Genomic DNA, 26,717 nt, shown 5'->3' with positions numbered 1-26,717 from the left:
GACTAGACGACGGCAAATATGAGGCGAGCATCATGTTGAGAAAAGAGCAAAACGATCTGGTTACGCAAACCGGCCCGGGCACTCCGATGGGCGAATTGTTCCGGCGCTTCTGGCTGCCCGCGCTACTTGCCGAGGAACTCGCCGAACCGGGCGGCGAACCGGTGCGACTGCAACTGCTGTCGGAGCGCATGCTGGCGTTTCGCGATTCGGAAGGAAAACTCGGGCTCATCGACGAGTTCTGCGCGCATCGCGGCGTTTCGCTCTGGTTCGGCCGCAACGAGGAAGGCGGCATTCGTTGCCCGTATCACGGCTGGAAATACGACGTGACCGGCCAGTGCGTCGACGTGCCGTCGGAGCCGGCTGCGAGCGGCTACTGCAACAAGATCAAGCTGAAGTCGTATCCGCTCGTCGAACAGGGCGGCGTGATCTGGGTGTACATGGGCCCGAAGGAAGAACAGCCGCCGCTACCCGCGTTCGAATTCTCGACCGTCCCGGTGAGCCAGTCGTTCATGAGCAAGCGCTTGCAGGAATGCAACTGGCTGCAGGCGCTGGAAGGCGGCGTCGACTCGAGTCACGTCTCCTTTCTGCATAGCGGAAGCCTCAACACCGACCCGCTTTTCAAGGGCTCGCGCGGCAATCAGTACAACCTGTCCGACCTGAGTCCGGTGTTCGAAGTCGTGGAATCGGAAGGGGGCTTGTTCATCGGCGCACGCCGCAACGCCGAGGACGACCAGTATTACTGGCGCATCACGCCGTGGGTCATGCCCTGCTTCACGATGGTTCCACCGCGCGGCGATCATCCCGTGCATGGCCACTTCTGGGTCCCTATCGACGATGAAAGCTGCTGGGCATGGAGCTTCGACTACCATCCGACGCGCGATCTCACCGAGGCCGAAGTGCAGGCTATGAAGGACGGCAAGGGCATTCACGTGCGCTATATCCCCGGCACGTTTATCCCGCTGCAAAACAAGACCAATAACTATCTGATGGACCGCGCCGCGCAGAAGGCCGGCGTCACGTACAGCGGCGTCGAAGGCATCGCGATGCAAGATGCTTCGCTGCAGGAAAGCATGGGACCGGTACAGGACCGCACGCGCGAAAACCTCGTCTCGACGGACAACGGCATCATCATGGTGCGTCATCGTCTGATGAAGGCAGCGCGTGCGCTTGCCGAGAAAGGCATTGAGCCGCCGGGACGCGATCCGGAATCGCAGAAGGTCCGCTCGGTCGCAATCGTCCTGCATCGCGACAAGCCGTTCAACGAAGGCGCGCACGATGCCCTTCACGCCGAAGCGGGCAAAGCCCACACCACCATCTGACGAGGACACGCGTGAACGAAGCAGATCGACACAGCGAATCCTCGCGGACCTTCAGGGCGGCCGTCGCGGTCGAGCCGTTGCGCACCGAGATTCAGACCTTCGAGCGACCGGACATCACATCGTCGACGGGATTATTGCGCGTCGCGATCACCGGCGTGTGCGGCAGCGACGGTCCCTACTATCGGCAACTGCCGCAAAGCCGCGGACCGCTGATTCTCGGGCACGAAACAGTTGGACACATCGAGGAAGCGGGCGAACTCGCGCGCGCGCGATGGGGCTTGAAGGAAGGCGATTATGTCGCGCTCGAAGAGTACGTGCCTTGCGGCCATTGCGGATACTGCCTCTCCAACGAGTTCCGTCTTTGCGATGCAACCGACTGGCGTCTCAACGGCCTGCGCTATGGCGCTACCGGCCTGCGTACCGCGCCGAGTTTCTGGGGCGGTTTCAGTCAGTATCAATACCTGCAACTGAACACGGTGTTTCATCGCGTGCCGTCGAATGTCGCGCCGAAACATGCGGCGCTCGCGCTTCCGCTCGGCAACGGAATCGAGTGGGCTTATCTTCAGGGCGGCGCGGGACCCGGCCAGGCGGTTGTGATTCAAGGCCCCGGGCAACAGGGACTCTCGTGTGTCGTCGCGGCGCGTGAAGCGGGCGCCGCGAAGATCATCGTAACGGGCCTTTCGACCGGCACGGACCGGCAAAGGCTCGAACTCGCCAGGCGGCTCGGCGCGGATCACACCATCGAAGTGGATCAGGAAGACGTGCTCGAACGCGTCGCCGATCTCACTGGCGGCGCAATGGCCGATCTCGTCATCGATTGCGCATCGGGCGGTCCGGCCACGGTCACGTCCGCCATCCAGCTCGCGCGCAAGCGCGGCACGGTGGTGCTCGGCGGTCAGAAGCGCATGCCGATTCCCGAGTTCAACAGCGACATGATCATCGCGCGCTTTCTCACGGTCAAAGGCATGCGCGGTCATAGCTATCAGTCGGTGGAACTGGCGCTGCAACTGATCGCCGCGCAACGCCACGGTGTCACGCAGATGAGCACGCATACCTTCGGCCTCGACGAGACCGATCTCGCCTTGCGTACCTTGCAGGGCGAAGGCGTCGAAGGTGCAATTCACATGACGATCGATCCATGGAAGTGACCACGCCCGCAACGCGCGCGCCCTCCGAGGTGCGCTTCAGGGTTCGCGCGCCGAATTCCGCGCCGCGACGCATCAGGGTCATTGCTCTCTCGGATGACGATGCGGAAGTGAGAAGATGCGCCGAGCGCGCGCTCGCCGACGTGCAGTTCGTGCGAGCGAGCGAGCTGGCCGCGCTTCTGCAGACCGAAGGCGCCGATGCTGCCAGCATTCTGCGCAGATCCGATGTGAACACGTCCGCATCGAACGCGTGGCTCGGAGCGCCCGATCTCGTGGTGATCGCAGGCTGCGAAGGCGACGATGCCCAGGCCGGCGCCATCGCGGCGAAGGCGTATCGCAACCGGGGCATCACCGTATCCGGCGTAGTCGGACCCGCGGGCGATCGCCGTTCCGCAGCCCGCACCGCCGACCAGTTACGGCCGCATTGCACGATGCTGATCCTGCCGGTGAGCGCGGGTTATCTCGACGATCTGCTGGCCGCGCTCGGCGCATGAAACATCCCGGGCTCGCGCGCAATACCAACGAATTCGTCCACGCTCGCGCGGACGTGCAGGAGACATAGCTGTGAAGCAAGACATCAATCGATGGTGGACCGTGCTCGGTGGCGCGATCTGTCTTTCAGTCGGCGCGGGCGTGATATCGGCGTTCATGTTCGGCACCTTCATCAAGGCGATCGCCGCCGAAAACGGCTGGAGCCGCGCGCAGGTGTCGCTCGGCCTCACCATCTTCGAGTTCGCGATGGGTCCGGGCACGATCGTGCTCGGCTCGCTGATCGACCGCTTCGGCGTGCGTCGCCCGACCATGGTCTTCCTGTTGCTGTTTGCGGGAGCGATCGCGCTGGTCGGTGTCATACCGGTGTCGCTCGCGCTATTCTGCCTGGCGTTCGTGATCGTCGGCTTCTTCGCGCCGGGCAGTAACGCGTTGCCGTATGCGAAGGTGGTGTGTGCGCGTTTCGATCACCGGCGCGGCCTGGCGCTTGGGCTGACCGTCGGCGGCACGGCCATCGGCGCGATGCTGATGCCGCAATACGCGGGCTATCTGCTGCGTCATTTCGGCTGGCGCACGGGTTATCTGGGTGTCGCCGCGTTGATGGTCATGCTTTCGATCCCGGCGCTGTATTTCCTCGTGAAGATGCCGCCCGGCGTGGACGAATCGATCTCGCGCCGTGCGCGTGAAGCACGTGCCGATCTGCCTTCGTTATGGTCCATCTTTCGTCACGACCGCACGTTCCGGTTGCTGGGCATCGCGATCTTCTGCATGTCCGGCGTGCTGCTCGCGCTGCTTTCGCAACTCGTGCCGATGATGACCGATCGCGGCGAAACCGTGCGCGCCGCCGGCGCCATGCTGTCCGTCGCCGGTCTCGCTTCCGCCGTCGGGCGTCTGTTTGCAGGCTATCTGATGGACCGCGTACATGCGCCTTATGTCGCCGCGATGTCGTTCGCCCTGACCCTGTGCGGCGTGCTGATACTCGCGGCCGGCGCCACCGGCGACACCGCGATGGCCGCATCGGCGATGATCGGCGTGAGCATCGGCGCCGAGGCGGACATCATCACGTTCATCGTGAGCCGCTACTTCGATCTGCGCCTGTTCGGACGCGTGTGCGGCGGCATGTGGGCGTGCTGGGGCTGGGGCGCGGGGATCATGATCTTCCTGTCCGGCCTCTGCTATGACCTCACCCATTCGTACCGTCTGGCGTTGTGGATCTTCTCGGGAATGGTCGCTCTTTCGGTGATTTCGATCATCCGGCTCGGGCCTTATGCTTATCCCGAACAAGGCGATCCACGCAAGAACCTGGCGTCAGGCATCACGCTCGACCACTCCGCCGAAGCCAAATGACGCCGATCACCGGCATTCAACCTGCGTAACGCTCGTTCTCGACCTGGTTATCAGCATTGCGCACCGCGCGATAGCGCCGCATCTCCTCTTCCAGCCACGACGCGAAGGTGGCGAACGGCGCCCAGTCGCGCCGCTGCTCGGCAAACATGAGATAGGTCTTCTGCGCGTTGATCGCCGCATAGTCGCCGATGCGGATCAGCTGGCCGGACGCGAGTTCCTGTTCGATCAGCACGCGCGGCAGCAGTGCCACGCCGAGGCCCGCCACCGCCGCGCGGATCGCCATGATGAAGAAGTCGAAGGAATGATCGCTGCCGTCGCGCGAAGGCTGCGCGCCGCGTGCCGACACGTCCGTTTCGCTCCACGACATCCACGCGGCGGGCAAGTCGCGCGTATGGATCCACGGCATCGCGGCGATATCGCAACCGGCATACGCCTCTATGAAGGAAGGTGCCGCCACCATCCAGACTTCGTCGTCGGCGAGCAGCACCTTGCTCGCGAGTCCCGGCAACGGCGACTGCTCGAAGTGGATCGCGGCATCGAAATTCAGGTCCTGAAAATACGTGGGCTGATCGCGTCCCGTCAGCCGCACCTGAATGTTCGGATGGGTGCGATGAAACCCCGGCAGGCGCGGCACGAGCCATTGAGCGCCGAAGGTGACGCCGACGGCCACGCGCACCGTCGAGCGCTCGCGATTCGCTACCAGTTGCTGCGTATCCTGCCGGATCTGCTCGAGGTTCACGCGGATGCGATGCGCGTAGTCCGCGCCGGCATCGGTGAGCACCAGCCGCTGGCTCACGCGCCGGAACAGTTCGACGCCGAGGCTGGCTTCGAGTTCGTTGACCTTCTTGCAGATGGCGCCATGGGTCTGATGCAATTCGGCGGCGGCTTTCGAGAAGCTCTGATGGCGCGCCGACGCCTCGAACGCCTGGAGTGCCGTCAGGCTGGGAATTCCTCGACGCAATGACACGGGCGGATCTCCATGGAAAGTCCGCTCATTTTAGCGCCATGCCCGCCGAGGGCACGCGGCGCCGCTCCGGATCGAGCGCGATCGCGAGCGTGGCGCCGATCACCATCGCAACCGCAATGGCGATGAACGCGAGTTGGAACGTGCCGGTCGTGTCGCGGATCCAGCCGATGAAGTAAGGCATCAGGAAACCCGACGATACGCCGATGCTCGTGATGAGCGCGATGCCCGCCGCGGCCGCGCGATCGGTCACGATGCGGCTCGGCAACTGCCAGAAGGTGCTGATGCTGCAGAAACAGGCGGAGGTGCCGATCGCCAGCACCGCGATGGTCGCAACCGGCGAAGACAGATACAGCGCGCTCGCGAGCGTCACCGCCGAAAGCAGCATCGGCCCCGCGACGTACAGCGCGTGAATGCGCCTGTGACTCACGATTCGCCCCCACACGATCACGCTCACCACCGCCACCGCGAACGGCGCGGCGGTGATGAGCCCGATCTGCGTCAGCGAGAATTGCGCGCCGCCCTTGAAGGTCTTCACCACTTGCGGCAGGAAGTACAGCAATCCGATGATGCCCGAGTTGATGCCGAAGTACACGATGCCCAGCCCCCAGACCTTCAGGTTGGTGAGAGCGTGGCGCGCATTGCCGGGCTGCACCGTCTCCGCCGCCGCTTGCTCTTCGTCGGCGAGCGCCGCGCGGATCGTCTGGCGGTCGTGGTCGGACAGGCCGCGCCACGCATGCGGGCCATCGGGCAGATAGAACCAGGCGATCACGCCGAGGATGATGGCCGGCAAGCCTTCGAGCATGAGCATAGCGCGCCAGCCGGTCACACCGAAAACGTTCGCGTGCTCCATGATCCACGTGGAGACCGGTGCGCCCAGCATGCCGGTGAGCGGAATCGACATGGTGAAGAGCGACATCATCCAGACGCGGTTGCGCGCGGGCATCCACAGCGTGAGGTAATAGACCATGCCGGGGTACAGGCCCGCCTCGAATACGCCGAGCATGAAGCGCGCGACATAGAGCCATTGCGCATTCGGCACCAGGCTCGTCAGTGACGACAGCAGACCCCAGCTCACGAGAATGCGCGTCATCCAGCGTCGCGCGCCGAAGCGATGCATGCACAGGTTGCTCGGCACTTCACAAAGAATATAGCCGAGGAAGAACAGGCTGGCGGACAGCCCGTATTGCGCGGCCGTCATGCCGAGCTCGGCGTTGAGCGTCAAGGCCGCATAGCCGACATTGGCGCGGTCGAGCTGATTGGCCACGTACATCAGCACCATCAGCGGCGCGAGACGCCACACGATGCGCTTCATCAAGGCGGGCGGCAAGGCGCCTGGGGTAACGAGAGTCTGCATGTAGATGTCCGGTACTGGCGTCAGGTGATTTAGCACCGGCCGAATTTCCATGACAATCCACGAAAAGTATCTGTCCTGTGACGGTTCGGCATGTACTCGCGCGCGGCCTTCTGGCAGAAAGCTTTGCGCGCCGTATTGACGAAAGCTCACACGAGATTGCGCAAACCGCCGTGGACGGCCGGCATGCAGGCGCAACAGAATGGGCGCCGTAAACGCTACCGAAGCGTCCCTGTCATTTCCACCCGGAAGGTGCCGCATGTGCCTGGCTGATTCGAACGAATATCAGATTCCCACTCCCATCGGCGGCGCGCTGCCCACGCCGCGCGAATTCGCCGACTTCGAGGACGAACGCCGCCATCGCAAGCTCCGGCTGGCTGCATCGTTCCGGATGCTCGCGCGCTTCGGGCTGACCGAGGGTATCGCCGGTCACGTTACGGTGCGCGATCCCGAACATCACGATCGATACTGGGTCAATCAGTATGCCCAGCACTTCTCCTCCATCCATCCCGACGATCTGATGTGCATTGACGACGCAGGCGCCGTGCATCACGGGACAGGACCGGTCAACGCAGCGGCGGTGGCCATCCACTGCGGGCTGCATCGCGTGAATCATTCGGCGATGGCCGCGGTGCACACGCACACGACTTACGGACGCGCCTTCGCGGCGCGCGAGCGGCTGCTCGCGCCGATCAATCAGGAAGCGTGTCTGTTCTATGAGAACCACGTGGTCTTTCGTGGGGATATCGTCGTGCTCGCGACCGATGAAGGCGCGCGAATCGCACAGACGATGGGCGACTGCAAGGCCGCGATCCTGCTGAATCACGGCTTGCTGACGGTGGGATCGAGCGTGGATTCGGCGGTGTATCGCTTCATCGCGATGGAGCGATGCGCGCAGGTTCAATTGCTCGCCGAAGCGGCCGGGCCGCTCGAACCGCTCAGCGCCGAGGAAGCACGTGCGACGCGGCGGCATCTGGCGTCCGACTATGTAGCGTGGCTGGGGTTTCAAGGCCTGTATCGGCAGATCCTGCGCGACCACGAAGACTTGCGTGACTATGAGCGGACTTTGCCCGAATGATCGCCCGGCCTCGAGTGGTTTGCCTCCCCCCTCCCCATCGATGATCGGCGCCAGCCGCTTCGCGATGCGCACAGTCCCGCATCGCCCATCTGCGCACCGATCAGCTGAACGCCCACCGGCAAGCCGAACGGCCCGCGCGTGCATGGCACGGCGAGACAAGGCACGTGCAGCAGCGTCCACATCGAACTGAATACGACGTCACCGGTGAACGCGAGCCCGTTCGGCGCCTCGCCGCACGACGCGGGCGTGACGAGCACATCATAGTCGCCGAACACCGTATCCAACTCGGCGCGGCAACGCTCGGCGGTCCGGTACGCGCGTCGCAGCGTCTCGGACGTCGCGAGCTTTTTCGAATCGACGCGCTCGAGGAGCGTCGCGTTCGTGCGCGGCGTTCGCGCTCGATCAGATCGAGAAACGCGGCGGCGCCTTCGGTTTCCATCACCGTGAGCTGCGCGGCCGACATCTCATCGAACGATGCGGGCAGCGTCACGTCCGCGATCTTCGCGCCCGCGTCGTGCAAACGATCGGTAGCGACTACGCCTGTCGAATGGGTCAGTCCGAGTCACGCGCACGTATGCGGCCCCAGCTACTACCAATAAAGCGCCCGGCGTCATAGTAGTTGCCGCCTCTGAACTTTCTTATCAAGAAGAATCAGAGGTACAAGTTGAAGGCGAAACAAACGTATTCTGTTGAGTTCAAAGAGCAGGCACTTTCGAAGGTCCTGCAGCGCGGCGACCGGACAGTTGGAGCGGTGGCCGACGAATTGAACGTGAATGTACTGACATTGAGGAAATGGATGAGAGGGGCCGCCTGCGCGCGAAGCGATACAGCCCGCCCAGGTGATTTTGCATTCGGACAACGGCGGCCCGATGAAAGGCGCGACGATGCTTGCCACCCTTCAGGCGCTGGGCGTCATGCCGTCGTTGAGTCGCCCGGGCGTGAACAACGACAACCCTTACTCCGAGTCGTTGTTCAAGACCCTGAAGTATCGACCTGCTTATCCGCTCAAGGCATTCGATACCCTGTTTGCCGCGCGCACGTGGGTGGGCGCACTGGTGCGCTGGTACAACGAGGAGCATCGTCACAGCGCGATCCGGTTCGTGACGCCGGCGCAGCGTCATGCCAACCTCGATCAGGACATTCTGGATCGACGCGCGGCGCTCTACGAGCACGCCCGGCAACGCAATCCGCTTCGATGGAAAGGCCGCACGCGCAACTGGCAACGCGTCGATGCTGTGCACCTGAACCCGAATCGAATTGACAACCAGAGCGATGCCCCACAACACCGAAACCAAGACAGAGAGGCCGCCTGAAGTCTAATCGTTGAGGCGACAACTACCTTGAAAATTTCCGCGGCCTTGCCTGTCGAATGCACGGGGCATCTGCACTTCGACTGCACGCATGCCGTTCGCCCGTCGCTCCGAGCAGCGTTTCACGCGACAAGCCAACTGTGCCCCTCGTGTTTCATTGCACGTTCCATTTCGCTGCCGCGGGTCGCGAAAATACGTCTCACGGGAAAGCCACTCTTTTCGAGCACATATGCCAACGCTGCGTATTCGCGCGGGTAACGCGCCACCGCGTCGCGGTCGATTTCGACCGTCCCAAACGGGAAAGCGAACGTTCCCATGTCGTAGACGCTCTGACGCTTCACGATCTTCCACGCACCATCCCGCTTTTCCACCAGGTCGTAGAACCGGTTGTGCACTTCGCACCCAAGGTTCAATCGCACGTTGTCGCCGATGATGACTGCATTTGTCTCGACGATGGCTCTGTCGCCGTTGAAAGTCACCGCAGGCGTCCCGATCAAATGCTTAGTTTTAAAATCTGACGCGCCCATTTTCATCGATCGGTCCACGAATTCATTGAAAGGCCCTTCGAACCAAGTGATTTCGATGACGCCATCTGGATGGAATAAGCCGCGCAGCTCGTTCCACTGCCCGAGGTCACGGTGCATCCAGCCATTGATCAGGTCGGTGATCTGCAAACGGTCTTCTACGCGTAGTTCCATGACTTTTCCTTGCGACGAATGCGCGAGATTGCGCGATGATGACAGGATCGTTCACAATCGGGTTTTGGGCAAATAGATTGAATTGACCGATTAATCACTCAAACTGATCGTTGAGCACGCAATGGAACTGCGGCATCTGCGGTATTTTCTAGCTGTGGCGGAAGAAGGACATTTCGGACGTGCAGCGCGCCGTCTGAACATCGTGCAACCCGCGTTGAGCATGCAGATCCGCGCTCTCGAAGCCGAACTCGGCGGCGCGTTACTGGTACGAACGAGCCGAAAAGTTGCGCTCACCGAGGCCGGGGAGACGCTGGTAATCGAAGCGCGACGAACGCTCGCCCAGGCCGATCGGACTATGGCGATCGTCCAACGCTCTCTTCGCGGGGAGACCGGCCAGGTAAGAGTGGGCTTTGCGGGTAACGCAGTACTTGCGGGCAGGCTAATGCAGGACATGCGGCTACTGCGCGCGAGCTATCCCACCATCCGCCTTGAACTAGTCGAGCTGGCGCCGCATTTACAGTCAGACGCCCTGATTGCCGGAAGAATAGATGTCGGTTATTGCCCGCGGTTCGGCATACGGCTAGAGGAGCAGCTTGACGCGGAAAAGATCGGAGAATGGCCGATGAGTGTGGCGATGGCGGACACCCATGCGTTCGCGCACCGGAGATCGGTGTCGCTTGCGGCAATCTCGTCGGAACCACTGATCGCTTACGCCCCGGGCGACGGAGAGGACAGCGCCGCGATGTTACGCCTACAATTTGGCTTGAATGTAAATGTTGCACATCGTGTCTCCAGTACCTTGAGCGTCTTGGCGCTCGCGGCGGCCGGAATGGGCATCGCTTTGGTCCCCGCCTCGCTTGAGCAGGTCAATATCCCTCATCTCGTCTTTCGCTCGCTCAAAGACAGCGCCGTATCGGCTGATCTGCTGTTACTGAACCGCAAACATGAGGCCGATCCGGCGGTGCGGGCCTTTCTTTCGCTTATGCGAACGCCGCCCCTAAAGGCCAGCACAAACCGTGGGACCGCGACCAAGCCGCGATAGGTCAGTGCGCTCAGTGGCATGTAACTGAAAGTGTAGCTATGAGACTCCGTCCAGTTATTGCCTCCGCCTAGTTCGAAACCGATCGGAGATGCCACACGAATTGAAGATAGCACTTGGCCGTTGCCGGTCGGAGATGCGGTTCCTTCACGTCGCTTGTCACGAGAGCGCTAAACTACATCCCTGGTAAGCTCAGCCTGCAGCATAACGGCGGGCCGGCTCGCGCATCATGATCAACTCCTCCGCCGCCGTTGGATGCACCGCCAACGTCGGGTCCATCTCCGCTTTAGTTATTCCTCCCTGTACGGCAACGCTCATTAGCTGTATCAGTTCGGCCGCTTCCGGCCCCACCATATGAGCGCCGAGAACGCGATCGGTCGGACGATGCACGACCAGCTTCATCAAGGTCTGGCTGGTACGCATGGAAAACCTAGCCTTCATCGGACGAAACCGCGATACATAAACGTCGACCTCGGATGGGAACTCGGACACGGCTGCTTCCTCCGAGAGTCCGGTGACACCGACCTCTGGCGTCGTGAACACTGCGGTTGGCGTGAGCAGAGGACGACGCGCTGAGGCGTCGCGGCCAAACAGCCTGTCTGCCAGCGCGTGCCCTTCCCGGATCGCGACGGGCGTCAAAGCGATGACGTTGGCCACGTCCCCGACGGCGTAAATGCCCGGCGAACTCGTGCAGCAGAGATCCGTCACAACAACGGCACCGCGACTGTCCAGTCGAACGCCCGCTTTGTCCACGCCAAGGTTTGCGGTATTCGGTAGGCGTCCCGTGGCTCCAAGGACGGCGTCGGCGTCCAACCGCTGGCCGTCTGACAGGTGAACTGACAGCGCGTCGCTTGACATACACCGATCGACTCTCGTTAATTGCGCTTGCGCAACCACCCGTATGCCCGATTCGATCAACGCAGCCTGAAGATGCGATCGAACTTCATCGTCAAATCCACGCAGCACCTGCCCCGCTCTCATCACCACGGTGACCTCTGATCCCAGTAGCCGCAACAGGCTCGCAAATTCGAGCGCGATGTATCCCGCCCCCTGAACGACAACTCGCCGGGGCTGCGTCTTCCACTCAAAGACTTGGTTTGAGTCTGAAATCCAGCGCCAACCAGGCACGTCACGCGTCTGACTAGGGACTGCTCCCGTGGCGATGAGAACGTGCTCGGCGCATATGGTCCGGCCGCTGCCTACGAGCCGCACGGTATGAGGGTCATCGAACACGGCGCGGTCGCGGATGACTTCGACTCCGGCACGATCGAGCATGCCCGCATATATGCCTTCCAGGCGGTCCACTTCCCGGTCGACTGCGACCTTAAGCCTTTCCCATTCGAAAGATGCGGGTCCAAGTCTCCATCCAAAGCCCGCAGCGTCTTCGAACTCCCGACTGAAACGCGATGCGAGAACCATCAATTTCTTTGGAACGCAGCCTCGTATTACGCAGGTGCCCCCCAACCGGTGCTCCTCGGCCAGGATGACGCGAGCACCATGTCCGGCTGCTACCCGGGCTGCGCGAACGCCGCCGGACCCGCCTCCAATGACCAGTAGGTCGACCTCATTTTTTCGCATGGTCGCATCTCATTTCGATATTACCTTCGCGGGTTTCACAAGACCCGGCCGGTGACGAGTCCAAAGATCGACTCGTCCATGCCGCACCTCACGAATTGCTTGCGCGATCCTGGGCCAGCCCTACCTCTTGATAACCACCACCCGACTCGTCCGGCCAACTGGTGGCCACTTTAAAAGACGGGCGCTCTGATAGCGCCGCATACCAGGCATGGACCTTCGGGCGTCTTGTTTCAGACCAGAAACCTTCCTGTCCCAGCGCCGACAAGCGGAACATAAAAGGAGCAACGCAGATATCTGCTAACGAAAAATCGCCGACAAGCCACTGGCCAGGGACCAATGCCGTCTCAAGCTGATCCAGAAACGTACCGATTCGCACGGTCGCCTCGGCCAGTTCCGCTTCGCTGATCTCGCCACGAATGCCGCGCGAATGAAGATCCTGAAGAAACTTCGATGGCCTGCGGGCAGCTTGTTCACGAAGTGCCTCATCGCCCCAGCGATTGCGAAGCTTCGGCAGGATGTACTTCACCATCGTCAGTTTGACGATGGCTTCAAACCCGTCTTCACACGCCTTCACGAAACCGCGTACCCGCGCCGCTTTTAGCGGATCCGCCGGTATAAGCCGCACACCGTCGAAGGCCGCCTCAATGTATTCGTTAATCACGCCCGAGTCGCAGATGACTTCGCCGTTGTGAACGAGCGTCGGAACCACGCCTTCGGGATTGATCGCGAGGTACTCCGGACGGAGCTGATCAAACTTGAACAGGTCTACGTAGCGACTCGTCCAAGGTACCTGCTTTTCCTCTAGCGCCATGCGAACTCGAACAGAACATATCGAACTCCAGAAGTGATACAGCTCGATCATATCTTGTCTCCGTGCCGTGGGAATATGACTGTTGCTATTGCTGGAACTGACATCATCGGCTTGGAAATGCAGATGCCTGATGAGGCCGTGATTTTGTGATTGGCCCACGCCGATCAAATGCGATGCCGCCTTCAAAAACTGTGCTGTAACCCCGCCATCGCGCCAAACTGATTCATTCCCGTACCCGGCGTTGCGCCCGCCCCACCAGTACTGACGGTGTAGGCTGCGCGTGTACTATTCATCAGGTAGGCAGCTTGCACATAGGCGAGCGTGCGCTTAGAGAGGAAGTAGGAGCCGCGCAGCATCGCCATGGTTGCGCGCGTGTCATGCTGCTGGTTGATGATGCGGAAGCCTTCGCTGTCGATCTGAAACGCTGGTGTGATCAGATATGACACGCCCGCAAAGTACAGGTCAGAACGAACCGATGCGGGGCCGCCCTCGCCCGGCTCGACACGTCGGCCGATCCAGCCCGCATCGAACTTTAAACCTCCCCACTTCGTGTAGGCATTCAATTGGGTGCGGATGTCCTTGCCGCTGCGTCCCAGTGGCGCGGGCGCGACGCCATCAAAGAAATTGAAAGCAGCGTTTTGACCACCGCGCTGTTCCTCGTAAGAGGCGGCTGCGCCGAAATGCGGGGTGTCATAGCGCAACAAGGCCGAGAGGTTCTTACACTGTTGGAAATCGCCCGCGACTTGCCCCGCGCACGTTCCCTGTCCCGGCGAATTGCCAGTGCCCGCCGAATCGCGTCCGAGCGAATACATCGCGCCAATTGTGAATGGGCCGAAACGTCCTTTGTAGGACACGCTGTTGTCGGCGCGGGTATTGGGCAGGTAGTTGTCCAACGAGCCGAGGCTATACATGGCGGGGCCCGCGATCTCGTTATCCACGAGTGCGAACGCCGTCATCGTATATTGCCGCCCGAATGAAAGCGTACCCCAACTGTTCGACAATCCGACCCACGACTGACGGCCAAAAAGCCTTCCGCCCTGGCCCAAGTCGCCACCGCGCGTGTTGAACCCATTCTCGAGCACAAAGATCGCCTGTAGACCGCCGCCAAGATCCTCGACGCCCCGCAGCCCCCAGCGTGATGGAACGAGTCCACTGTTCCCCGGCATGCGAACGAGCTTCTGACTGCTTGCACCTACGTGGTTGACGAACTCCACGCCTGTATCCACGATCCCATACAACGTGACGCTTTGTGCATATGATGTACAACTAATTGATGCAAAAAGAACTCCAGAAAAAAAAGCGCGTTTCATATCGTCTCCTATTGTATGTACCGCGGCCCGGCCACTCTGCGAATCAAAGCGTCGGATCCGGCATTCTTATCGTTCAGCTTTCAGTGAGCGTCTTTCGCCATGGGTCCTTCATGGCGGTTGCTTAAGCTATCATTTAGTATCATCGTGCCGCTTTTGAGCCTACCGCCATGCCCAAACCACCACCCTCGCCTCCCCCCCGCCCGCACGCACGCGCGCCTCGTGAATCAAGTGCGTCCGCTTCCAGCCGTGAGCCTTTGCCGACCGAACGCACCGATCACGATCTGGATCACTCCGTCGGCTATCTCCTAAACCGTGCCGCCAGCATTATCGCGGCTCGCTTCAGCGACGATCTCAAAGCACACAATATCAATCTCCAGACGTGGCGCGTGCTCGCGGCCCTTCGCCACGAAGACCACCAGACACTCTCCGATCTCGCCAGCCATACAGGATCAGAGCTGTCCTACCTATCCCGGGCCGTCGGTGCGCTCGAATCCAAGGGCTATGTCCAGCGCAGCGAGTCTCCGTCCGACCGCCGCAACATCCACCTTTCCATCACACGCTCAGGCGCGGCAATCGTCGCCGAACTGGCTCCCCGCGCCTGGCAAATCGAGCGCATGTCCGTGAAGGGTGTGACAGCCCACGAACTCGCCATCACACTCAAAACATTGCGGGCGGTGTACTCCAATCTCGTCGATAGCTCCGAAGACACTTCGCTTGTCAATCGCAAGCTTGCTGTAGCACGCCGGGTGCGTCGCCGGGAGGCACGCGAGGAACCGCCCGAATAAGCCGAGGCGTCCGCGCGGTGCACTGACGCGGCCCTGCCGGTCAATGCGCAGGCGGCACGAAGTTCTGGGTAATCTGCTTGTACTCTAGAAAGTCTTCTACCGAGGCGAGACCACCCAAGCGTCCCATCCCGCTCGCCTTGAAGCCCCCCTCCTCAAATTCGACTGCCAGATTGGCCCAGCTATTGATCGAAATCAGACCCGCTTGCAAACGCCGGGCGACACGCAGCGGCCGGTCGACATCACGGCTCCAGACGCAAGCGCTGAGTCCATAGTCGCTGTCATTTGCCATGGCGATCCCTTCTTCTTCCGTGTCGAAGACTTGCAGCGTCTGGACCGGTCCGAAGGTCTCTTCGCGCGCGATGGGCAAGCTCGCGTCGTCGACTTCCAGCAGGGTCGGCAAGTAGAATGCACCGCTTGCAAGCGCGCGATCAGCAGGTATCCCACCGCGCACAATCACGCGTGCACCAGCGGCGATCGCTGCCTCGACCGCCCGATCCACCCGCAGTACTGCCGTCTTGTCGATCAACGGTCCGATCTGGCTCAAAGGATCCCGTGCCGCGCCCGCGCGCACGGCTCGCAGTCGTTCGGCTAGGCGTTCCTTCACCGCGTGGGCGAGCTTGCGATGCACGAGAATGCGACTGCCGGTCATGCAGAACTGACCTGCGAACACCGTGCACGATTTCTCAAGCACCGGTAGGACCGCATTAAGATCGGCGTCCTCGAAAATAAGGTGTGGCGTCTTTCCGCCGAGTTCCAGTCCGACGCGCTTCAGTCGGTCCGCCGCGGCGCGTGCGATGGCACGCCCCGTTGCAGTACTGCCCGTAAAACTGATGGCCGGGACCTGGGGCGAGTCGACGAGTCGCCGTGCGCCTTCTGCGCCCGACTCGATCACAACGTTGACTACACCTGCGGGGATGTCGCGCACCGATTCGACGATGCGCCCCAGCAGTGCGCCCGTCTGCGCTGCTTGATGCGGCATCTTGACGACCGCGCTGCAGCCTGCTGCGAGCGCGGGCGCGAGCGCCCGGATGCACAGATACGCGGGCGAATTCCACGGGATGATTAACCCAGCGACCCCGACCGGTTCACGAATCGACATTGCCTGCTGCCCCGGGCGGCTCTCTAGCACGCGTCCGAAATTGTGCATCGAAAGCCCCACGGCAAAACGCAAGGCGCGAGGGATCAACGATGCTTCAAATGTCGCTTCGGGGCGGATCTTGCCGTTTTCCAAGCACAGCGTATCGATAACCTCGTCCAGGTGCGCCTCGAACGCGTCGGCAAGGTGACTCAGGGCCGCCGCCCGGCCGTGCGCATCATCACGCCATCGACTGTTCCAGAACGCCTGTTCGGCCGCGTCAATGGCCGTCTGCATGGTCGTTTCGGGCGCATCGTGAAAATAGCCGATGACTTCACCGGTCGCAGGATCGATACTCTCCCGACGCGGACCGTCGGAGAGCCATGCGCCTCCAACCCAATGCTGCGCCTCGCGCACTACTGACATTCTGTGTCCCCTTTAAGTCATGTCGATCGATTACGCGACGAGCCGCTATGCAGTCGTACGTGCGCCTTCTCGTGCCACACGCTCGAGCAAACCCGCCGCATTGCCGCCTTCAACAGCGCGCAACTCGCGTTCACTGAAGCCGGCCTCTCGCAAGCCCGCCAGCGTCGCCTTCGTGCCCTGCTCGGGAACAAATGGAAAGTCCGTGCCCAATAACACGTTTGCGGGCGTCACGAGCTTGAGCAACGCAGCCATTGAGATTGGGTTCGCGGAAATGGCCGTGTCGTAATACTGGCGACGCAAGATTGGCATCACGCCACCCGGCACATGCTGCGCCAGGCGCTTATCGATCGAACCGAGAATCGACATGCGGGTGGCGAGAAACGGTACTGTGCCGCCCGCGTGCGAGAAAATGAACCGGATGTCGGGGCAACGCCCAAACGTGCCTGAAAACAAGAGGCTTGCGACCGTGCGCGTGGTGTCGTGCGGAAACTCGATGAGCGAATCCGGCTGATCTGGAAACAGACCACGACTGCAAGTGCAAGAAGTCGGATGCACATACACCACGGCCTTGCGGCGATTGAGTTCGTCGAACACCGGTACGAAGTCCGCGTGGCCCAGATAATGATCGCCGTAATTCGTCATTAACCCGATGCCGTCCGCTTTGAGCACGTCAAACGAATGGTCGATTTCCTTGAGCGCCGCGGCCATGTCGGGCAGCGGAAGCGCGGCGAACGTACCGAATCGCGTCGGATGGTCAGCTACCATCTGCGCCGAGAATTCATTGCAGGCACGCGTGAGCGTTCGCGTCTGTGCCATATCCGGCATCCACAGCGGCGGCGCTGAGACCACTGCGGTCGTGATTCCATATCGGTCCATGACGGCGAGCGAGTCACTCACGCGCCACGCAGGCGCGACCCGATTCGGCGCGGGCGCGCCGATGGCCGTCTCGCCCATTATTTCGCGAAACACCGGCGGCAGGATGTGATGATGAACATCGATTCGCTGGGCCGAGCGCGTCGCCGTCCCCGCATCCGTTCCGCCGCCAGCGGCGCTTTGACTTTGCGCTGCGACCCCGGGGATGACCTTGCCGGCGAGCATGCCCGCGGCCATCAACCCAAGCTTGCGCCGCATTGGGCTGGCCGCGCGGGCCGTCTCCATGTTTTGTTCGTTCTTCTTTTGATGCACGGATGTTCCTGAGTTGAATGCATGGAAGCCTTTCGCGGCCAGCGGAATCACGTGGCACATCCGCTGCCGCCCGCTCGCGTGTGTCAGACAGGCTCGGCTACGACGCGGTTTTCGATCGCGCCGATACGATCGATCTCCGCGCGCATGACATCGCCTTCGCGCAGATAGTTCGCTGGGCTCATCGCAACTCCGACACCCGACGGCGTCCCTGTTGCGAGCAGATCGCCCGGCTCGAGCGTGAACGCCGTGGACAGATGGGCAACTTGCGCGTACACGTCGTGGATCATTGAGCCGGTATGATCATCCTGGCGCAATTCGCCGTTCACCCACATGCGCAGGTGCAGCGCATGGGGATCACCTAGCTCGTCCGATGTGACAATCCATGGTCCTGTCGGACCGCACGTGTCGAAGGACTTTCCAATCGTCATGGTCTGCGTGGCAAGTTGCCAGTCCCGCACCGAAACGTCGTTGCAGACCATATAGCCGGCGATCACGGAAGGCGCCTCCTCGCGACTCACGTGCCGGCACCGCTGTCCGATCACCGCGCACAGTTCGACTTCGTAGTCGAGCTTGTCCGAGACCTTCGGAAGATGAACGTCGCCGAACGGTCCATTGATGCAAGAAACCTGCTTGTTGAACCAAACTTGCGCTGGGGGTGTATGCACGCCGACCTTGGCCGCCTCTTCGACGTGTTTGCGATAGTTCATACCGATTGCGAGAAACTTCGACGGATTCTGCAATGGCGCAAGCAGTTGCGACTGCGACAGCGGCACAGCGTAGTCGCCGCGTACTGCATTCGCACGCGCCATCATCGTCGGCCCGCCTTGCAGCAATGCCAGCATGGTGTCCGGGAGCGTCGGATCGTTGCGAGGCAGATCGATGATCAGATCGTCTTCCACTTTTCCGATTGAGGTCGTGCCGTTGTGGCGATATGTCACGAGTTTCATAAGGTGAGATAGCTGGAGCGAATAAATGAGTTACGCAATGCCGGCAGGCGACGAGTTCTGCTGCACGCGTTCGGTGCCGAGGGAGACGACGGGAAACGGATAGCGGCGTGGCAAGCGCAGCAGCAACAAGGACGCGCACGCGAGCAGCACGACGAAGCCGGTCAATGCGGGACGGTAAGAACCGGTGGCGTCGTAAGCCGCGCCCATCACGAACGGTCCCACCCCGCTTCCGACAGTGAATACGGCGAACAGGTAACCATAGATTTGCCCGAACGCTCGCAAACCGAAATAGCGGCTTTGCAGATACGCGATCAGGTCGACTTCTGCGCCCAGACCTAGGCCAACTAGCACGGCGCCTACGGTGGTGAGCGCGGCGTCATTACTCGCCAACAGTGTCAGGACGCCGATCGCCGGCAGCGCAACGAACGCGATGGCTACGTAGGGGCCAAAGAAACGGTCCAGCAGAAATCCACACAGCAGGCGCCCGACGATCAATGAAACGCCGATGGCGGAAAACGCTGCTACCGCCCGTTCGGCTGGGATGCCGCGGTCTGTCAACAGTGGAACGAGGTGAGTGATGGTGCCGTTGGCAACAATCGGTATGCATAGAAACACGACGGCAAGTTTCCAGAACTGTGAGGTGCGCAAAGCCTCGCGCGCTTCCAGTCCGGTCGATGCCTGCGCGCGTGCGTTCGACGGCGCGGTGCGTGGTGCACCGCCCGCGTTGCCGATGAACATCGCTACGGCGAGGAAAGCAACGATGAACACCGTCATACCGACCGCGACATAGGCCTCGCGCCAGCCGAACCTGTCAAGATACAACTGTGTCAACCGCGGCACGAGTCCGGCGCCCAGACCCACGCCCGTCATTGCGAGACCCATCGCGAGCCCGCGGCGCCGGTCAAAAGCCGCGGCGATCGCCTTGGCGTAAGGAAGCGGCGCCTGCCCCGCGCTGAACACGCCGACGACGGCGAACATTCCCAAAAACACGGCTGGGACGGCCGGCGCAAGGGACATGGAGGCGATCGCCAGCGCGAATAGCGTGATAGCTCCAAGCGTGATTGGCTTGATCCCGTGACGGTCCATTAGCTTGCCCGCGATCGGCGTAGCAAGCGCGGCGCAGACAGAGCCGAACATCACCGCTGCCGAGACCATGCCCCGGTTCCAGCCAAATTCCGCCATGATCGGCTTCATGAGTACAGAAGCCGAGAACTGCAAGATGGTGACGTTTCCGACGATCAGCCCGAGGACCGATCCGAATACAATCCACCATCTATTTGCAAACATACCTTGCACGATCGTCTCCAGATGCTGTTCTAATAATCGAGGTGACCCGCCTCTTCGTGGCGGCCCACTTGGCGGTTCATAGGGACTTACTCTGCTCCATGAAACGACCCGCATGAAACAGCAAGGGTGATTCGCTACCATAGGAAAAGCGCTCTACCTGCCCCAGCATCATCATATGGTCGCCGTACGACTCAATCGCTGTCGTTCGGCACTCAAAACGCGCCAGGGTGTCGCCTAGCACGGGCACGTCACCCAGGCCCGTCTGCAAGCGATCGCCGACGAATGCAAACTTGTCTTCCGAAGGGCGCGCGAAATGACTCGCCAAGTGCTGCTGATCGGCGGCTAGAACGTGCACAGCGAAATAGCCCGACTCGCGGAACACAGGCAGACTTGGCGCGCGGTCGTTCAGATACCACGCAACCAATGGCGGATCGAGCGAGACAGAGCAAAAAGAATTAACCGTGAGCGCGGCCTTGCGTCCGTCTGCGGTACTTGTCGTGACGATGCACACGCCAGTGGCGAAGCGCCCCAGCGCGTTGCGTAGCTCACGGCTATCTACAGTGGACGCGCTCATGGCTGTTGCTCCCCGGACATGGGCCGGGCGTTGGCGCCAGCACCGGTGAAACACCTTGGATCGCGCGCTGACCCCCAGTAATCCAGCGACAGCGGCGACGGCTCCATGCGGCGCGCCGCCCGCGGAAATGCCTCCGGGAACGCTTCCATCCCAAAGCTGTATTCCATCGTGAGGCCATCGGGATCGAGGAAATATAGAAAGACGCTGTCCGAGGCGGGATGGCGGCCTGGCCCGAAAACGATGTCTGAGTTCGCGGCCTTCAGACGGGAGAGCGCACGGCCGATATCGTCGATCTCGGTAACCATGAAATTGACGTGATGCAGTGCGCGGCGCTCAAACTTCGCAATGCCGATACCGTGATGATAAGGATTTGGCCAGCAGCGCATGAACGTAATGAACTCGCCCACTGAATCTGATTCTTTGAAATTCAGCACGTCTCGCCAGAACTCTACAGCCCGTGCAGCGTCCGGTGTGTTGAACACCACGTGCCCAAGGCGTTGAATGCGCGCAACCGACGGCTGGAACGGGCGCGCAGAATCCTCCACTGGCACATAGAATTCGATGGTAGCGCCCACCAACGGTTCGAAGACGCGTACCGCCCGGGCCTGAGCGCGTGAACTGCACGCGAGCGGCTCGATTTCGTGAACCTCAAGACCCGCACCGACGAGGCGACCGATCAATGGTTCGAACTGGGAAAGGTCCTCAAGCATAAAGCCAGCGCAGCGCAGACCGGCTTCCCGTGCCTCGAAGAGCACCAAGCTGTGATGTTCCTGATCGCAGCGCAGACGCACCCCTCCGTCGCTGCCCGTTTCGACGTACTGAAGGCCTACCACCTCCTCATAGAAGCGGCGGGCACGCGCAAGCTCAGTCACATTCAGTTCGATTCGCCCCAACTTCCGATATCGGACCATTTGTCTTTCTCCTCAGTACTGACCGCGCGGCGGAAGGCCAAAACGCATCTGTCCGTACATCGTGGACACCGCTTGCCAGTTGACGCTGATGTGATGGGCCACCGCGTTGATGTCGCGCCATGCTCGCTGCACGCCGTTGTCGAGCTGGATGCCCGTTCCTCCCACCACGTCGTACAACCCATTGATTGCATCAACGCATAGACGCACCGTATACGCATGTCCCCGACGCAGCGTAATGCGTTGCTCGACGCTGAGTTTTTCTCCGGCATTGACCAGATCGGTCGCCTGTTGAAGGTCCCGCTGCAGAATCAACTGTGCTGCATCGATCGCAGCTTCGGCCTGCGCGACGGCCGATTGAACATGTCCGAACTGCGCAATCGATGCACCGCCGCCGGCGAATGCACCGCGCGTAGAACGCGCCGCAATGCTCGCTACGAATTCATCGGTGGCGCCTCGCAGCGCTGCGACTGCGGGGTTGGCAAGCAAGGGCGGGAAGCCGCTCAGAAAAGGCACGCGATACAGCGCCGACTCATGGATCTCCGCGCCCGGCGCCTGCTGGTCGAGCACCTCGGCGAATGCCACGCATCGATGTGCTGGGACGAACACTTCAGTTTCGATCGCGATGTCCTTGCTGCCCGTTCCTGCAAGGCCCACTGTGTGCCAGGTGTCAACGATGCGATAGTCGCCATGCGGGACGAGCAGAAAAATGGGACGCGGCGAAGCGCCTCCCGGCTGCTCGACCATCGCGCCGAGTGACAGCCATTGCGCGTTGTCGCAATTGCTCCCAAAGCTCCAACGACCCATCAATCGGTAACCGCCATCCGTTGGAACAGCTTTGCCCGTCGGCGCGATGCAAGACGCAAGCAGTGCGTCGGAATCGCTGCCCCAAACGTCGTGCTGCGCTTGTTCCGGAAACATGCCCAGCACCCACGACGCCGCTGCGCTCAACCCATAGCACCAACCGGTGGAAGTGCAGCCGCGTCCGACCTCAAACGCGAGCCGGCGCAGGCTCTCGAGGCTCATTTCATAGCCACCGAAGCGCCGGGGCTGCACGACCTTGTAGAGCCCTGCCTCCTTCAGCAACTGCGTGACTTCGGCTGATACCCTGCGATCCAATTCGGTTTGCCGGGCACGTTGTGCCACAAACGTGCGGAGTTCGACGGCCGCATCAAGCAGGCGTTCAAACGGTTTGTCATCGATGCGTTCGACAGAAGCGGGCGCTTCCGGACGATCGAGGACGACTGACGTGACGGTCATTTGGACTCTCCCAAAACTATTGCAAAAGCAACCAATTCATGTTCGAATTAAATCCCATAATGGTTGGTTTTGCAACTGTTAAAGTCCCTTAACTTGATTGAGAGTTACCCGAATGAGCAATCCGGTTTCGCATTCATGCTGCGGTTGCATCGACGTTCATACCCACGTTGTTCCCCTCGATTTCCCTGCTTACATCGGCAAGCGGCGTGACTCGGCCTGGCCTTCAATGCGCGATGCTCAGCCTTGCCATCGCCACGTCATGATTTCAGGCAGCGTCTACCGCACGGTGTCGAATCAGGCCTGGGATACCGAGATCCGGCGCGCGGACATGGCACGGCTCGGGATAGAGCGTCAGGTTCTGTCTCCGATGCCCGAATTGCTGTCGTATTGGCTTGATGCGAATGACGGCGCGGCGCTGTCTCGATATCTGAACGACACGCTCGCAAACATGGTCGCGCAGGCGCCCGAGCAGTTCTTTGCGCTTGGCGCGGCGCCTTTGCAAGACATCGACCTGGCCGTCCAGGAGCTCGAATTCGCGGTCGGCACGCTAGGGTTGGCCGGCATTGAAGTCGGTAGCAATGTCAACGGCGTGCCGATCGGGGATCCCCGATTCTGGCCATTTTTCGAGGCGGCCGAGGCATGCGGCGCGGCGATTTTCGTTCACCCGCTGCGCCCCGCGGGCATGGACCGGCTTGTAGGACCGGCATCCCTGGAACAGGTCGTCGCGTTTCCTGGAGAGATCGGCCTTGCCGCGGCTTCGATCATCACGGGCGGACTGATGACGAGATATCCACGCCTACGCATTGCGCTAAGTCATGGTGGCGGCTCCATACAGGCCTTGCTGCCCCGAATGCAGTATTCCTGGGAGTGTCAGCAAGCGTTGCGGGAGGCAGTTCCCATATCCCCGCTTCAAGCTGCACGGGCGCTTTTCTACGACGACCTGCTCTATAGCGCCACGGCGATCCGTGCCCTCATCGCGATGGTCGGTCACGACCGCGTGATGATTGCGACCGATTATCCGTTCGCTATCATGGATGCCGACCCTGTGGGGCGTGTGGCTTCCCTCGATTTGGAAACCGCCGCTGCGGAAGCCTTGCGGTGGCGAAACGCCGCTGCCTGGCTCGGTGCGGCGTGAGAATCGCGGCTGTCTGTCGCGCCCTCGCGGCGTCTACGAGCTTGCTCGAAGAGCGGATGCCGCGCACCACAACCCATGCAATCAGACAGGCGGAGCCGCAGACAACGAACAGCACGTTGTACCCGACATTGATTTGACCGAGCAGGGTTCGCGATCTGAAGCTCCGTCATTTCTTGCCGACATCGGATCTCGATGCCTTCAACTCACTAATGAAAGTGTCGACGGACGGGTTGCGCGTGTCGCCGCGCCAGCAGACGACCATGTCGATTGCCGTGTCCCTATCCAAGAGCGGCCGGACGCACAGTCCGCTGCGCTGAATGTTGCGAATGCACTCGGGATAAATGCTCACGCCCGTATTTGCGGCGACAAGGCCGATGATGCCGTCGCTTGTCGACGCCTCCTGAGCGATCGCAGGAGCAAAGCCCGCTCGATGACAGATCGAGAAGAAGTGATGGCGAAACGCTTCCCACGAATGCGGCGTGCCGAGCACGAAGCGCTCGTTCGCGAGGTCCGTGAGTTTCAGCGCTTTCTTCTGCGCCAACGGATGCGCGGTCGGCAGGAGCGCCACCATCGGCTCCCGGCCGAACACCCGCGTTTCGACCCCGGGTGCCGCGAATGGCCCGATCATGAAGCCGACGTCGATAGTCGAATCGAGCATCGCCTCTTTCTGCACCGTGCTTGGCATATGCACGAGATCGATGTTGATCGACGGAAACTTCTTGCCAAACGCCTCGATGATGGCGGGCAGAGTGCCGTTGATCGCGAAGTCCATGTAGGCGATGCGCAAATGCCCGATGTTGCCCGCCTCCGCGCGTCGCGCGAGCGTGATCGCCTGATCGATATGCGTGAGCGCGAGCTGACAATGCTCCGCGAACACGCGGCCCGCATCGGTCAACTCGACGCGCCGCGTCGTGCGCGTGAGCAACGCCGCGCCCACCGATTCCTCCAGCGCCTTGATGATGCGGCTCAACGCCGGCTGCGTCATGTGGAGCCGCTCCGCCGCGACATTGAACTGCAGCGCGTCGGCGACCGCCAGGAAGGCTCGAATGTGATGAACGTCGATTCGCATGTCGCGTCGTGGCCCCTGCAGCGTCTGTCGGGCCGGACGCAAGGTCCTCGCGGTCCGGACAAGTGCCCTATTTTACCGGTCGTCCGGCCGAGCCCAGCGTGATCAGCGCACCAACGACGATCAATGCCGATACGACGAACAGGCCGTTATTCAGGCTTCCCGTGACCGTCTTCACGAAGCCCAGCATACTCGGGCTCGCAAAGCCGCCAAGCAGGCCCAGGCTGTTGATGAACGCGATCGTGCCCGCTGCCGCGCGCGTGCCTGCGAGGAAGTCGGTCGCGATCGCCCAGAACAGCGGCTGCAAAGTGAAGATGCAGGCCGTCGCCACGCTGATCCACGCGAGCGCGAGCCACAGATCCGAGCCCGTGCCCGCAATGGCCGACAGCGCGGCTGCGCCGATCAAGGCACAAGCTGCAGTATGCCAGCGCCGTTCGCGCGTCCGATCGGAATGGCGGCTGACAAGCACCATCGTGAGCGCCGCAACGCCGTAGGGAATCGCGGAGAGCATACCGATCGAGTATGCATCGGTAACGCCTGCACCCCTGATCAGGGCTGGCAGCCAGAAGCTGATCGCATACACGCCGCAGATGAACGTGAACCAGACGAGCGCGAGCGCATAGATCCGGCCGCTTCTCAGCGCGCCGCCAAAGCCATGTCGCTCGAAGAGAGACGACGCGTCACGCTCCTGGTCGAGCTCGTGCAGCACAACCGCTTTCTCGGCACCGGAGAGCCAGCGTGCCTCGCGCGGATTGTCGTCGAGATAGAAGAATGCGGCGATGCCGAGCAGGCACGACGGCAATCCCTCCATCAGAAAGAGCCATTGCCAGCCTTGCAGCCCATGCACACCGTCGAGCCGGTTCAACGCCCATCCTGACACCGGCCCGCCCAGCACGCCTGCCATCGCCACCGCGGTGAGAAAGAGCGCCATCACACGGCCGCGCCGCGCGGCCGGATACCAGCACGTGAGATAGAAAATCATGCCCGGAAAGAAGCCTGCCTCGAACACGCCGAGCATGAAGCGCATCCCATAGAACGCCGTGGGCGACTTCACGAACATCATGCCCGCCGAAGTGAGTCCCCAGAGCAGCATGATCCGGATCAGCGTCTTGCGCGCGCCGATGCGTTCGAGGATGAGATTGCTCGGCACCTCGAAAAGAAAGTATCCGGCGAAGAAGATGCCGGCTCCGAGTCCGTACACCGCGTCGCTGAAGCCTAAGTCGCTGCGCATCTGGATCTGCGCAAAACCGATATTGATGCGGTCCAGATACGCCGCCACGTAGCATACGAAGAGAAACGGAACCAGCCGCCACGTGATGCGGCGATACGTGGCGTTTGCCATCGCGGACGAATGCGGCACGGCATCCTCCGTCGAAACTGCGCCTTGAAATGCACCTTCGTTCATTGCGCTCTCCAAAGATGTGCAATAAATGGCGAAGCGACGACCCTTCGGGAGTCGGTGGCGCGCGGCCGGTCATCTTGTTCCCGTTCGAAACCGCAAGTGCGGCACCGGGGGGGGGGGGCGGGCCCCCCGCCCCCCCCCCCCCCCCCCCCCCCCACACCCCACCCCCCCCCCCCTCCCCAAACACAAACACCCCAAAAAAAAAAAAAAAAAAAAAAATAAAAA

General features: G+C 61.4%; 24 protein-coding genes and 2 pseudogenes. 10 read left to right on the top strand and 16 right to left on the bottom strand.

Annotated elements, in window-relative coordinates:
• Positions 1–32 precede the first annotated feature (32 nt).
• The 4 genes from NCS28_RS24120 (at position 33) to NCS28_RS24105 (ending at position 4,300) form a co-directional block, all read left to right on the top strand.
• Positions 33–1,319 carry an aromatic ring-hydroxylating dioxygenase subunit alpha gene (locus NCS28_RS24120; protein WP_250516297.1) on the top strand — a complete coding sequence of 429 codons (1,287 nt, stop codon included), beginning with the start codon at positions 33–35 and terminating at the stop codon, positions 1,317–1,319.
• 11 nt (positions 1,320–1,330) lie between these two features.
• Entirely contained in the window at positions 1,331–2,467 is a 1,137-nt protein-coding gene (locus tag NCS28_RS24115) for a zinc-dependent alcohol dehydrogenase (protein ID WP_250516296.1), read from the top strand.
• Positions 2,458–2,958 carry a hypothetical protein gene (locus NCS28_RS24110; RefSeq protein ID WP_250516295.1) on the top strand — a complete coding sequence of 167 codons (501 nt, stop codon included), beginning with the start codon at positions 2,458–2,460 and terminating at the stop codon, positions 2,956–2,958. Before NCS28_RS24115 ends, NCS28_RS24110 begins: the two co-directional genes overlap by 10 nt.
• 70 nt (positions 2,959–3,028) lie before the next feature.
• The gene (locus NCS28_RS24105; protein ID WP_250516294.1) at positions 3,029–4,300 is read left to right on the top strand and encodes an MFS transporter; all 1,272 of its coding nucleotides are present in this window, start codon (positions 3,029–3,031) and stop codon (positions 4,298–4,300) included.
• 16 nt (positions 4,301–4,316) lie between these two features.
• On the opposite strand, the gene NCS28_RS24100 is transcribed toward NCS28_RS24105, so the two are convergent.
• Entirely contained in the window at positions 4,317–5,267 is a 951-nt protein-coding gene (locus tag NCS28_RS24100) for a LysR substrate-binding domain-containing protein (RefSeq protein WP_250516293.1), read from the bottom strand.
• A gap of 25 nt (positions 5,268–5,292) precedes the next feature.
• Positions 5,293–6,621 carry an MFS transporter gene (locus NCS28_RS24095; RefSeq protein ID WP_250516292.1) on the bottom strand — a complete coding sequence of 443 codons (1,329 nt, stop codon included), beginning with the start codon at positions 6,619–6,621 and terminating at the stop codon, positions 5,293–5,295.
• A gap of 256 nt (positions 6,622–6,877) precedes the next feature.
• Between NCS28_RS24095 and NCS28_RS24090 the strand changes: the two genes are divergently transcribed.
• Entirely contained in the window at positions 6,878–7,696 is an 819-nt protein-coding gene (locus NCS28_RS24090) for a class II aldolase/adducin family protein (RefSeq protein WP_250516291.1), read from the top strand.
• Here NCS28_RS24090 and NCS28_RS24085 read toward each other — a convergent pair.
• The gene (locus tag NCS28_RS24085; protein WP_250516325.1) at positions 7,672–8,022 is read right to left on the bottom strand and encodes an amidase family protein; all 351 of its coding nucleotides are present in this window, start codon (positions 8,020–8,022) and stop codon (positions 7,672–7,674) included. The genes NCS28_RS24090 and NCS28_RS24085 overlap by 25 nt on opposite strands.
• 293 nt (positions 8,023–8,315) lie before the next feature.
• Here NCS28_RS24085 and NCS28_RS33245 point away from each other — a divergent pair.
• Positions 8,316–8,447: pseudogene (locus tag NCS28_RS33245) on the top strand (hypothetical protein); the annotation flags it as partial.
• A gap of 64 nt (positions 8,448–8,511) precedes the next feature.
• Positions 8,512–9,009 (top strand): annotated as a pseudogene (locus NCS28_RS24075) (transposase); the annotation flags it as partial.
• A gap of 119 nt (positions 9,010–9,128) precedes the next feature.
• Here NCS28_RS24075 and NCS28_RS24070 read toward each other — a convergent pair.
• Positions 9,129–9,704 carry a nuclear transport factor 2 family protein gene (locus tag NCS28_RS24070; RefSeq protein WP_250516290.1) on the bottom strand — a complete coding sequence of 192 codons (576 nt, stop codon included), beginning with the start codon at positions 9,702–9,704 and terminating at the stop codon, positions 9,129–9,131.
• Between the two features lie 121 nt (positions 9,705–9,825).
• Between NCS28_RS24070 and NCS28_RS24065 the strand changes: the two genes are divergently transcribed.
• Positions 9,826–10,746 carry a LysR substrate-binding domain-containing protein gene (locus tag NCS28_RS24065; RefSeq protein ID WP_250516289.1) on the top strand — a complete coding sequence of 307 codons (921 nt, stop codon included), beginning with the start codon at positions 9,826–9,828 and terminating at the stop codon, positions 10,744–10,746.
• Between the two features lie 189 nt (positions 10,747–10,935).
• Here NCS28_RS24065 and gorA read toward each other — a convergent pair whose 3' ends face one another.
• From gorA to NCS28_RS24050, 3 genes are all read right to left on the bottom strand, one after another.
• Positions 10,936–12,321: a glutathione-disulfide reductase gene (gorA, locus tag NCS28_RS24060; RefSeq protein WP_250516288.1), complete on the bottom strand. Its 1,386-nt coding sequence runs from the start codon at positions 12,319–12,321 to the stop codon at positions 10,936–10,938.
• An 88-nt stretch (positions 12,322–12,409) separates the two neighbouring features.
• On the bottom strand, positions 12,410–13,183 hold the full coding sequence (locus tag NCS28_RS24055; RefSeq protein WP_250516287.1) for a glutathione S-transferase family protein: 774 nt from the start codon (positions 13,181–13,183) through the stop codon (positions 12,410–12,412).
• A 131-nt stretch (positions 13,184–13,314) separates the two neighbouring features.
• Positions 13,315–14,442, bottom strand: a complete 1,128-nt coding sequence (locus tag NCS28_RS24050; RefSeq protein WP_250516286.1) for a porin — start codon at positions 14,440–14,442, stop codon at positions 13,315–13,317.
• Positions 14,443–14,696: 254 nt separating this feature from the next.
• Between NCS28_RS24050 and NCS28_RS24045 the strand changes: the two genes are divergently transcribed.
• The gene (locus NCS28_RS24045; protein ID WP_250516285.1) at positions 14,697–15,227 is read left to right on the top strand and encodes a MarR family winged helix-turn-helix transcriptional regulator; all 531 of its coding nucleotides are present in this window, start codon (positions 14,697–14,699) and stop codon (positions 15,225–15,227) included.
• A gap of 40 nt (positions 15,228–15,267) precedes the next feature.
• On the opposite strand, the gene NCS28_RS24040 is transcribed toward NCS28_RS24045, so the two are convergent.
• From NCS28_RS24040 to NCS28_RS24010, 7 genes are all read right to left on the bottom strand, one after another.
• Positions 15,268–16,728 carry an aldehyde dehydrogenase family protein gene (locus NCS28_RS24040; RefSeq protein ID WP_250516284.1) on the bottom strand — a complete coding sequence of 487 codons (1,461 nt, stop codon included), beginning with the start codon at positions 16,726–16,728 and terminating at the stop codon, positions 15,268–15,270.
• A gap of 45 nt (positions 16,729–16,773) precedes the next feature.
• A complete protein-coding gene (locus NCS28_RS24035) occupies positions 16,774–17,964 on the bottom strand; it encodes an amidohydrolase family protein (RefSeq protein WP_250516283.1) in 1,191 nt (396 codons plus the stop codon).
• Between the two features lie 32 nt (positions 17,965–17,996).
• On the bottom strand, positions 17,997–18,860 hold the full coding sequence (locus tag NCS28_RS24030; RefSeq protein WP_250516282.1) for a fumarylacetoacetate hydrolase family protein: 864 nt from the start codon (positions 18,858–18,860) through the stop codon (positions 17,997–17,999).
• Between the two features lie 30 nt (positions 18,861–18,890).
• Complete coding sequence (locus NCS28_RS24025; RefSeq protein ID WP_250516324.1) at positions 18,891–20,147, bottom strand: MFS transporter; 1,257 nt, start codon at positions 20,145–20,147, stop codon at positions 18,891–18,893.
• A gap of 76 nt (positions 20,148–20,223) precedes the next feature.
• A complete protein-coding gene (locus tag NCS28_RS24020; RefSeq protein ID WP_250516281.1) occupies positions 20,224–20,721 on the bottom strand; it encodes a flavin reductase family protein in 498 nt (165 codons plus the stop codon).
• On the bottom strand, positions 20,718–21,632 hold the full coding sequence (locus NCS28_RS24015; protein WP_250516280.1) for a VOC family protein: 915 nt from the start codon (positions 21,630–21,632) through the stop codon (positions 20,718–20,720). Before NCS28_RS24015 ends, NCS28_RS24020 begins: the two co-directional genes overlap by 4 nt.
• Before the next feature lie 12 nt (positions 21,633–21,644).
• Positions 21,645–22,889 carry an acyl-CoA dehydrogenase family protein gene (locus NCS28_RS24010; protein ID WP_250516279.1) on the bottom strand — a complete coding sequence of 415 codons (1,245 nt, stop codon included), beginning with the start codon at positions 22,887–22,889 and terminating at the stop codon, positions 21,645–21,647.
• 112 nt (positions 22,890–23,001) lie between these two features.
• On the opposite strand from NCS28_RS24010, the gene NCS28_RS24005 reads away from it, so the two are divergent.
• Entirely contained in the window at positions 23,002–24,024 is a 1,023-nt protein-coding gene (locus NCS28_RS24005) for an amidohydrolase family protein (protein WP_250516278.1), read from the top strand.
• Positions 24,025–24,190: 166 nt separating this feature from the next.
• Here NCS28_RS24005 and NCS28_RS24000 read toward each other — a convergent pair whose 3' ends face one another.
• Both NCS28_RS24000 and NCS28_RS23995 read right to left on the bottom strand, forming a co-directional pair.
• Positions 24,191–25,093, bottom strand: a complete 903-nt coding sequence (locus NCS28_RS24000) for a LysR family transcriptional regulator (RefSeq protein WP_250516277.1) — start codon at positions 25,091–25,093, stop codon at positions 24,191–24,193.
• Between the two features lie 67 nt (positions 25,094–25,160).
• Complete coding sequence (locus tag NCS28_RS23995) at positions 25,161–26,495, bottom strand: MFS transporter (RefSeq protein ID WP_250516276.1); 1,335 nt, start codon at positions 26,493–26,495, stop codon at positions 25,161–25,163.
• Positions 26,496–26,717 lie beyond the last annotated feature (222 nt).

This window comes from Caballeronia sp. INDeC2, from assembly GCF_023631325.1.
Taxonomy (GTDB): domain Bacteria; phylum Pseudomonadota; class Gammaproteobacteria; order Burkholderiales; family Burkholderiaceae; genus Caballeronia.
The sequence above is the reverse complement of the archived record's forward strand: the minus strand, read 5'-3'. Positions and strand labels throughout refer to the sequence as shown.

Bases quoted from the DNA above. Each gene is read 5' to 3' on its own strand.
- NCS28_RS24120 (WP_250516297.1), top strand. From the start codon at position 33: ATGTTGAGAAAAGAGCAAAACGATCTGGTTACGCAAACCGGCCCGGGC.
- NCS28_RS24110 (WP_250516295.1), top strand. From the start codon at position 2,458: ATGGAAGTGACCACGCCCGCAACGCGCGCGCCCTCCGAGGTGCGCTTC.
- NCS28_RS24095 (WP_250516292.1), bottom strand. From the start codon at position 6,621: ATGCAGACTCTCGTTACCCCAGGCGCCTTGCCGCCCGCCTTGATGAAG.
- NCS28_RS24090 (WP_250516291.1), top strand. From the start codon at position 6,878: ATGTGCCTGGCTGATTCGAACGAATATCAGATTCCCACTCCCATCGGC.
- NCS28_RS24070 (WP_250516290.1), bottom strand. From the start codon at position 9,704: ATGGAACTACGCGTAGAAGACCGTTTGCAGATCACCGACCTGATCAAT.
- NCS28_RS24065 (WP_250516289.1), top strand. From the start codon at position 9,826: ATGGAACTGCGGCATCTGCGGTATTTTCTAGCTGTGGCGGAAGAAGGA.
- gorA (WP_250516288.1), bottom strand. From the start codon at position 12,321: ATGCGAAAAAATGAGGTCGACCTACTGGTCATTGGAGGCGGGTCCGGC.
- NCS28_RS24055 (WP_250516287.1), bottom strand. From the start codon at position 13,183: ATGATCGAGCTGTATCACTTCTGGAGTTCGATATGTTCTGTTCGAGTT.
- NCS28_RS24050 (WP_250516286.1), bottom strand. From the start codon at position 14,442: ATGAAACGCGCTTTTTTTTCTGGAGTTCTTTTTGCATCAATTAGTTGT.
- NCS28_RS24040 (WP_250516284.1), bottom strand. From the start codon at position 16,728: ATGTCAGTAGTGCGCGAGGCGCAGCATTGGGTTGGAGGCGCATGGCTC.
- NCS28_RS24030 (WP_250516282.1), bottom strand. From the start codon at position 18,860: ATGAAACTCGTGACATATCGCCACAACGGCACGACCTCAATCGGAAAA.
- NCS28_RS24025 (WP_250516324.1), bottom strand. From the start codon at position 20,147: ATGTTTGCAAATAGATGGTGGATTGTATTCGGATCGGTCCTCGGGCTG.
- NCS28_RS24020 (WP_250516281.1), bottom strand. From the start codon at position 20,721: ATGAGCGCGTCCACTGTAGATAGCCGTGAGCTACGCAACGCGCTGGGG.
- NCS28_RS24015 (WP_250516280.1), bottom strand. From the start codon at position 21,632: ATGGTCCGATATCGGAAGTTGGGGCGAATCGAACTGAATGTGACTGAG.
- NCS28_RS24010 (WP_250516279.1), bottom strand. From the start codon at position 22,889: ATGACCGTCACGTCAGTCGTCCTCGATCGTCCGGAAGCGCCCGCTTCT.
- NCS28_RS24005 (WP_250516278.1), top strand. From the start codon at position 23,002: ATGAGCAATCCGGTTTCGCATTCATGCTGCGGTTGCATCGACGTTCAT.
- NCS28_RS24000 (WP_250516277.1), bottom strand. From the start codon at position 25,093: ATGCGAATCGACGTTCATCACATTCGAGCCTTCCTGGCGGTCGCCGAC.
- NCS28_RS23995 (WP_250516276.1), bottom strand. From the start codon at position 26,495: ATGAACGAAGGTGCATTTCAAGGCGCAGTTTCGACGGAGGATGCCGTG.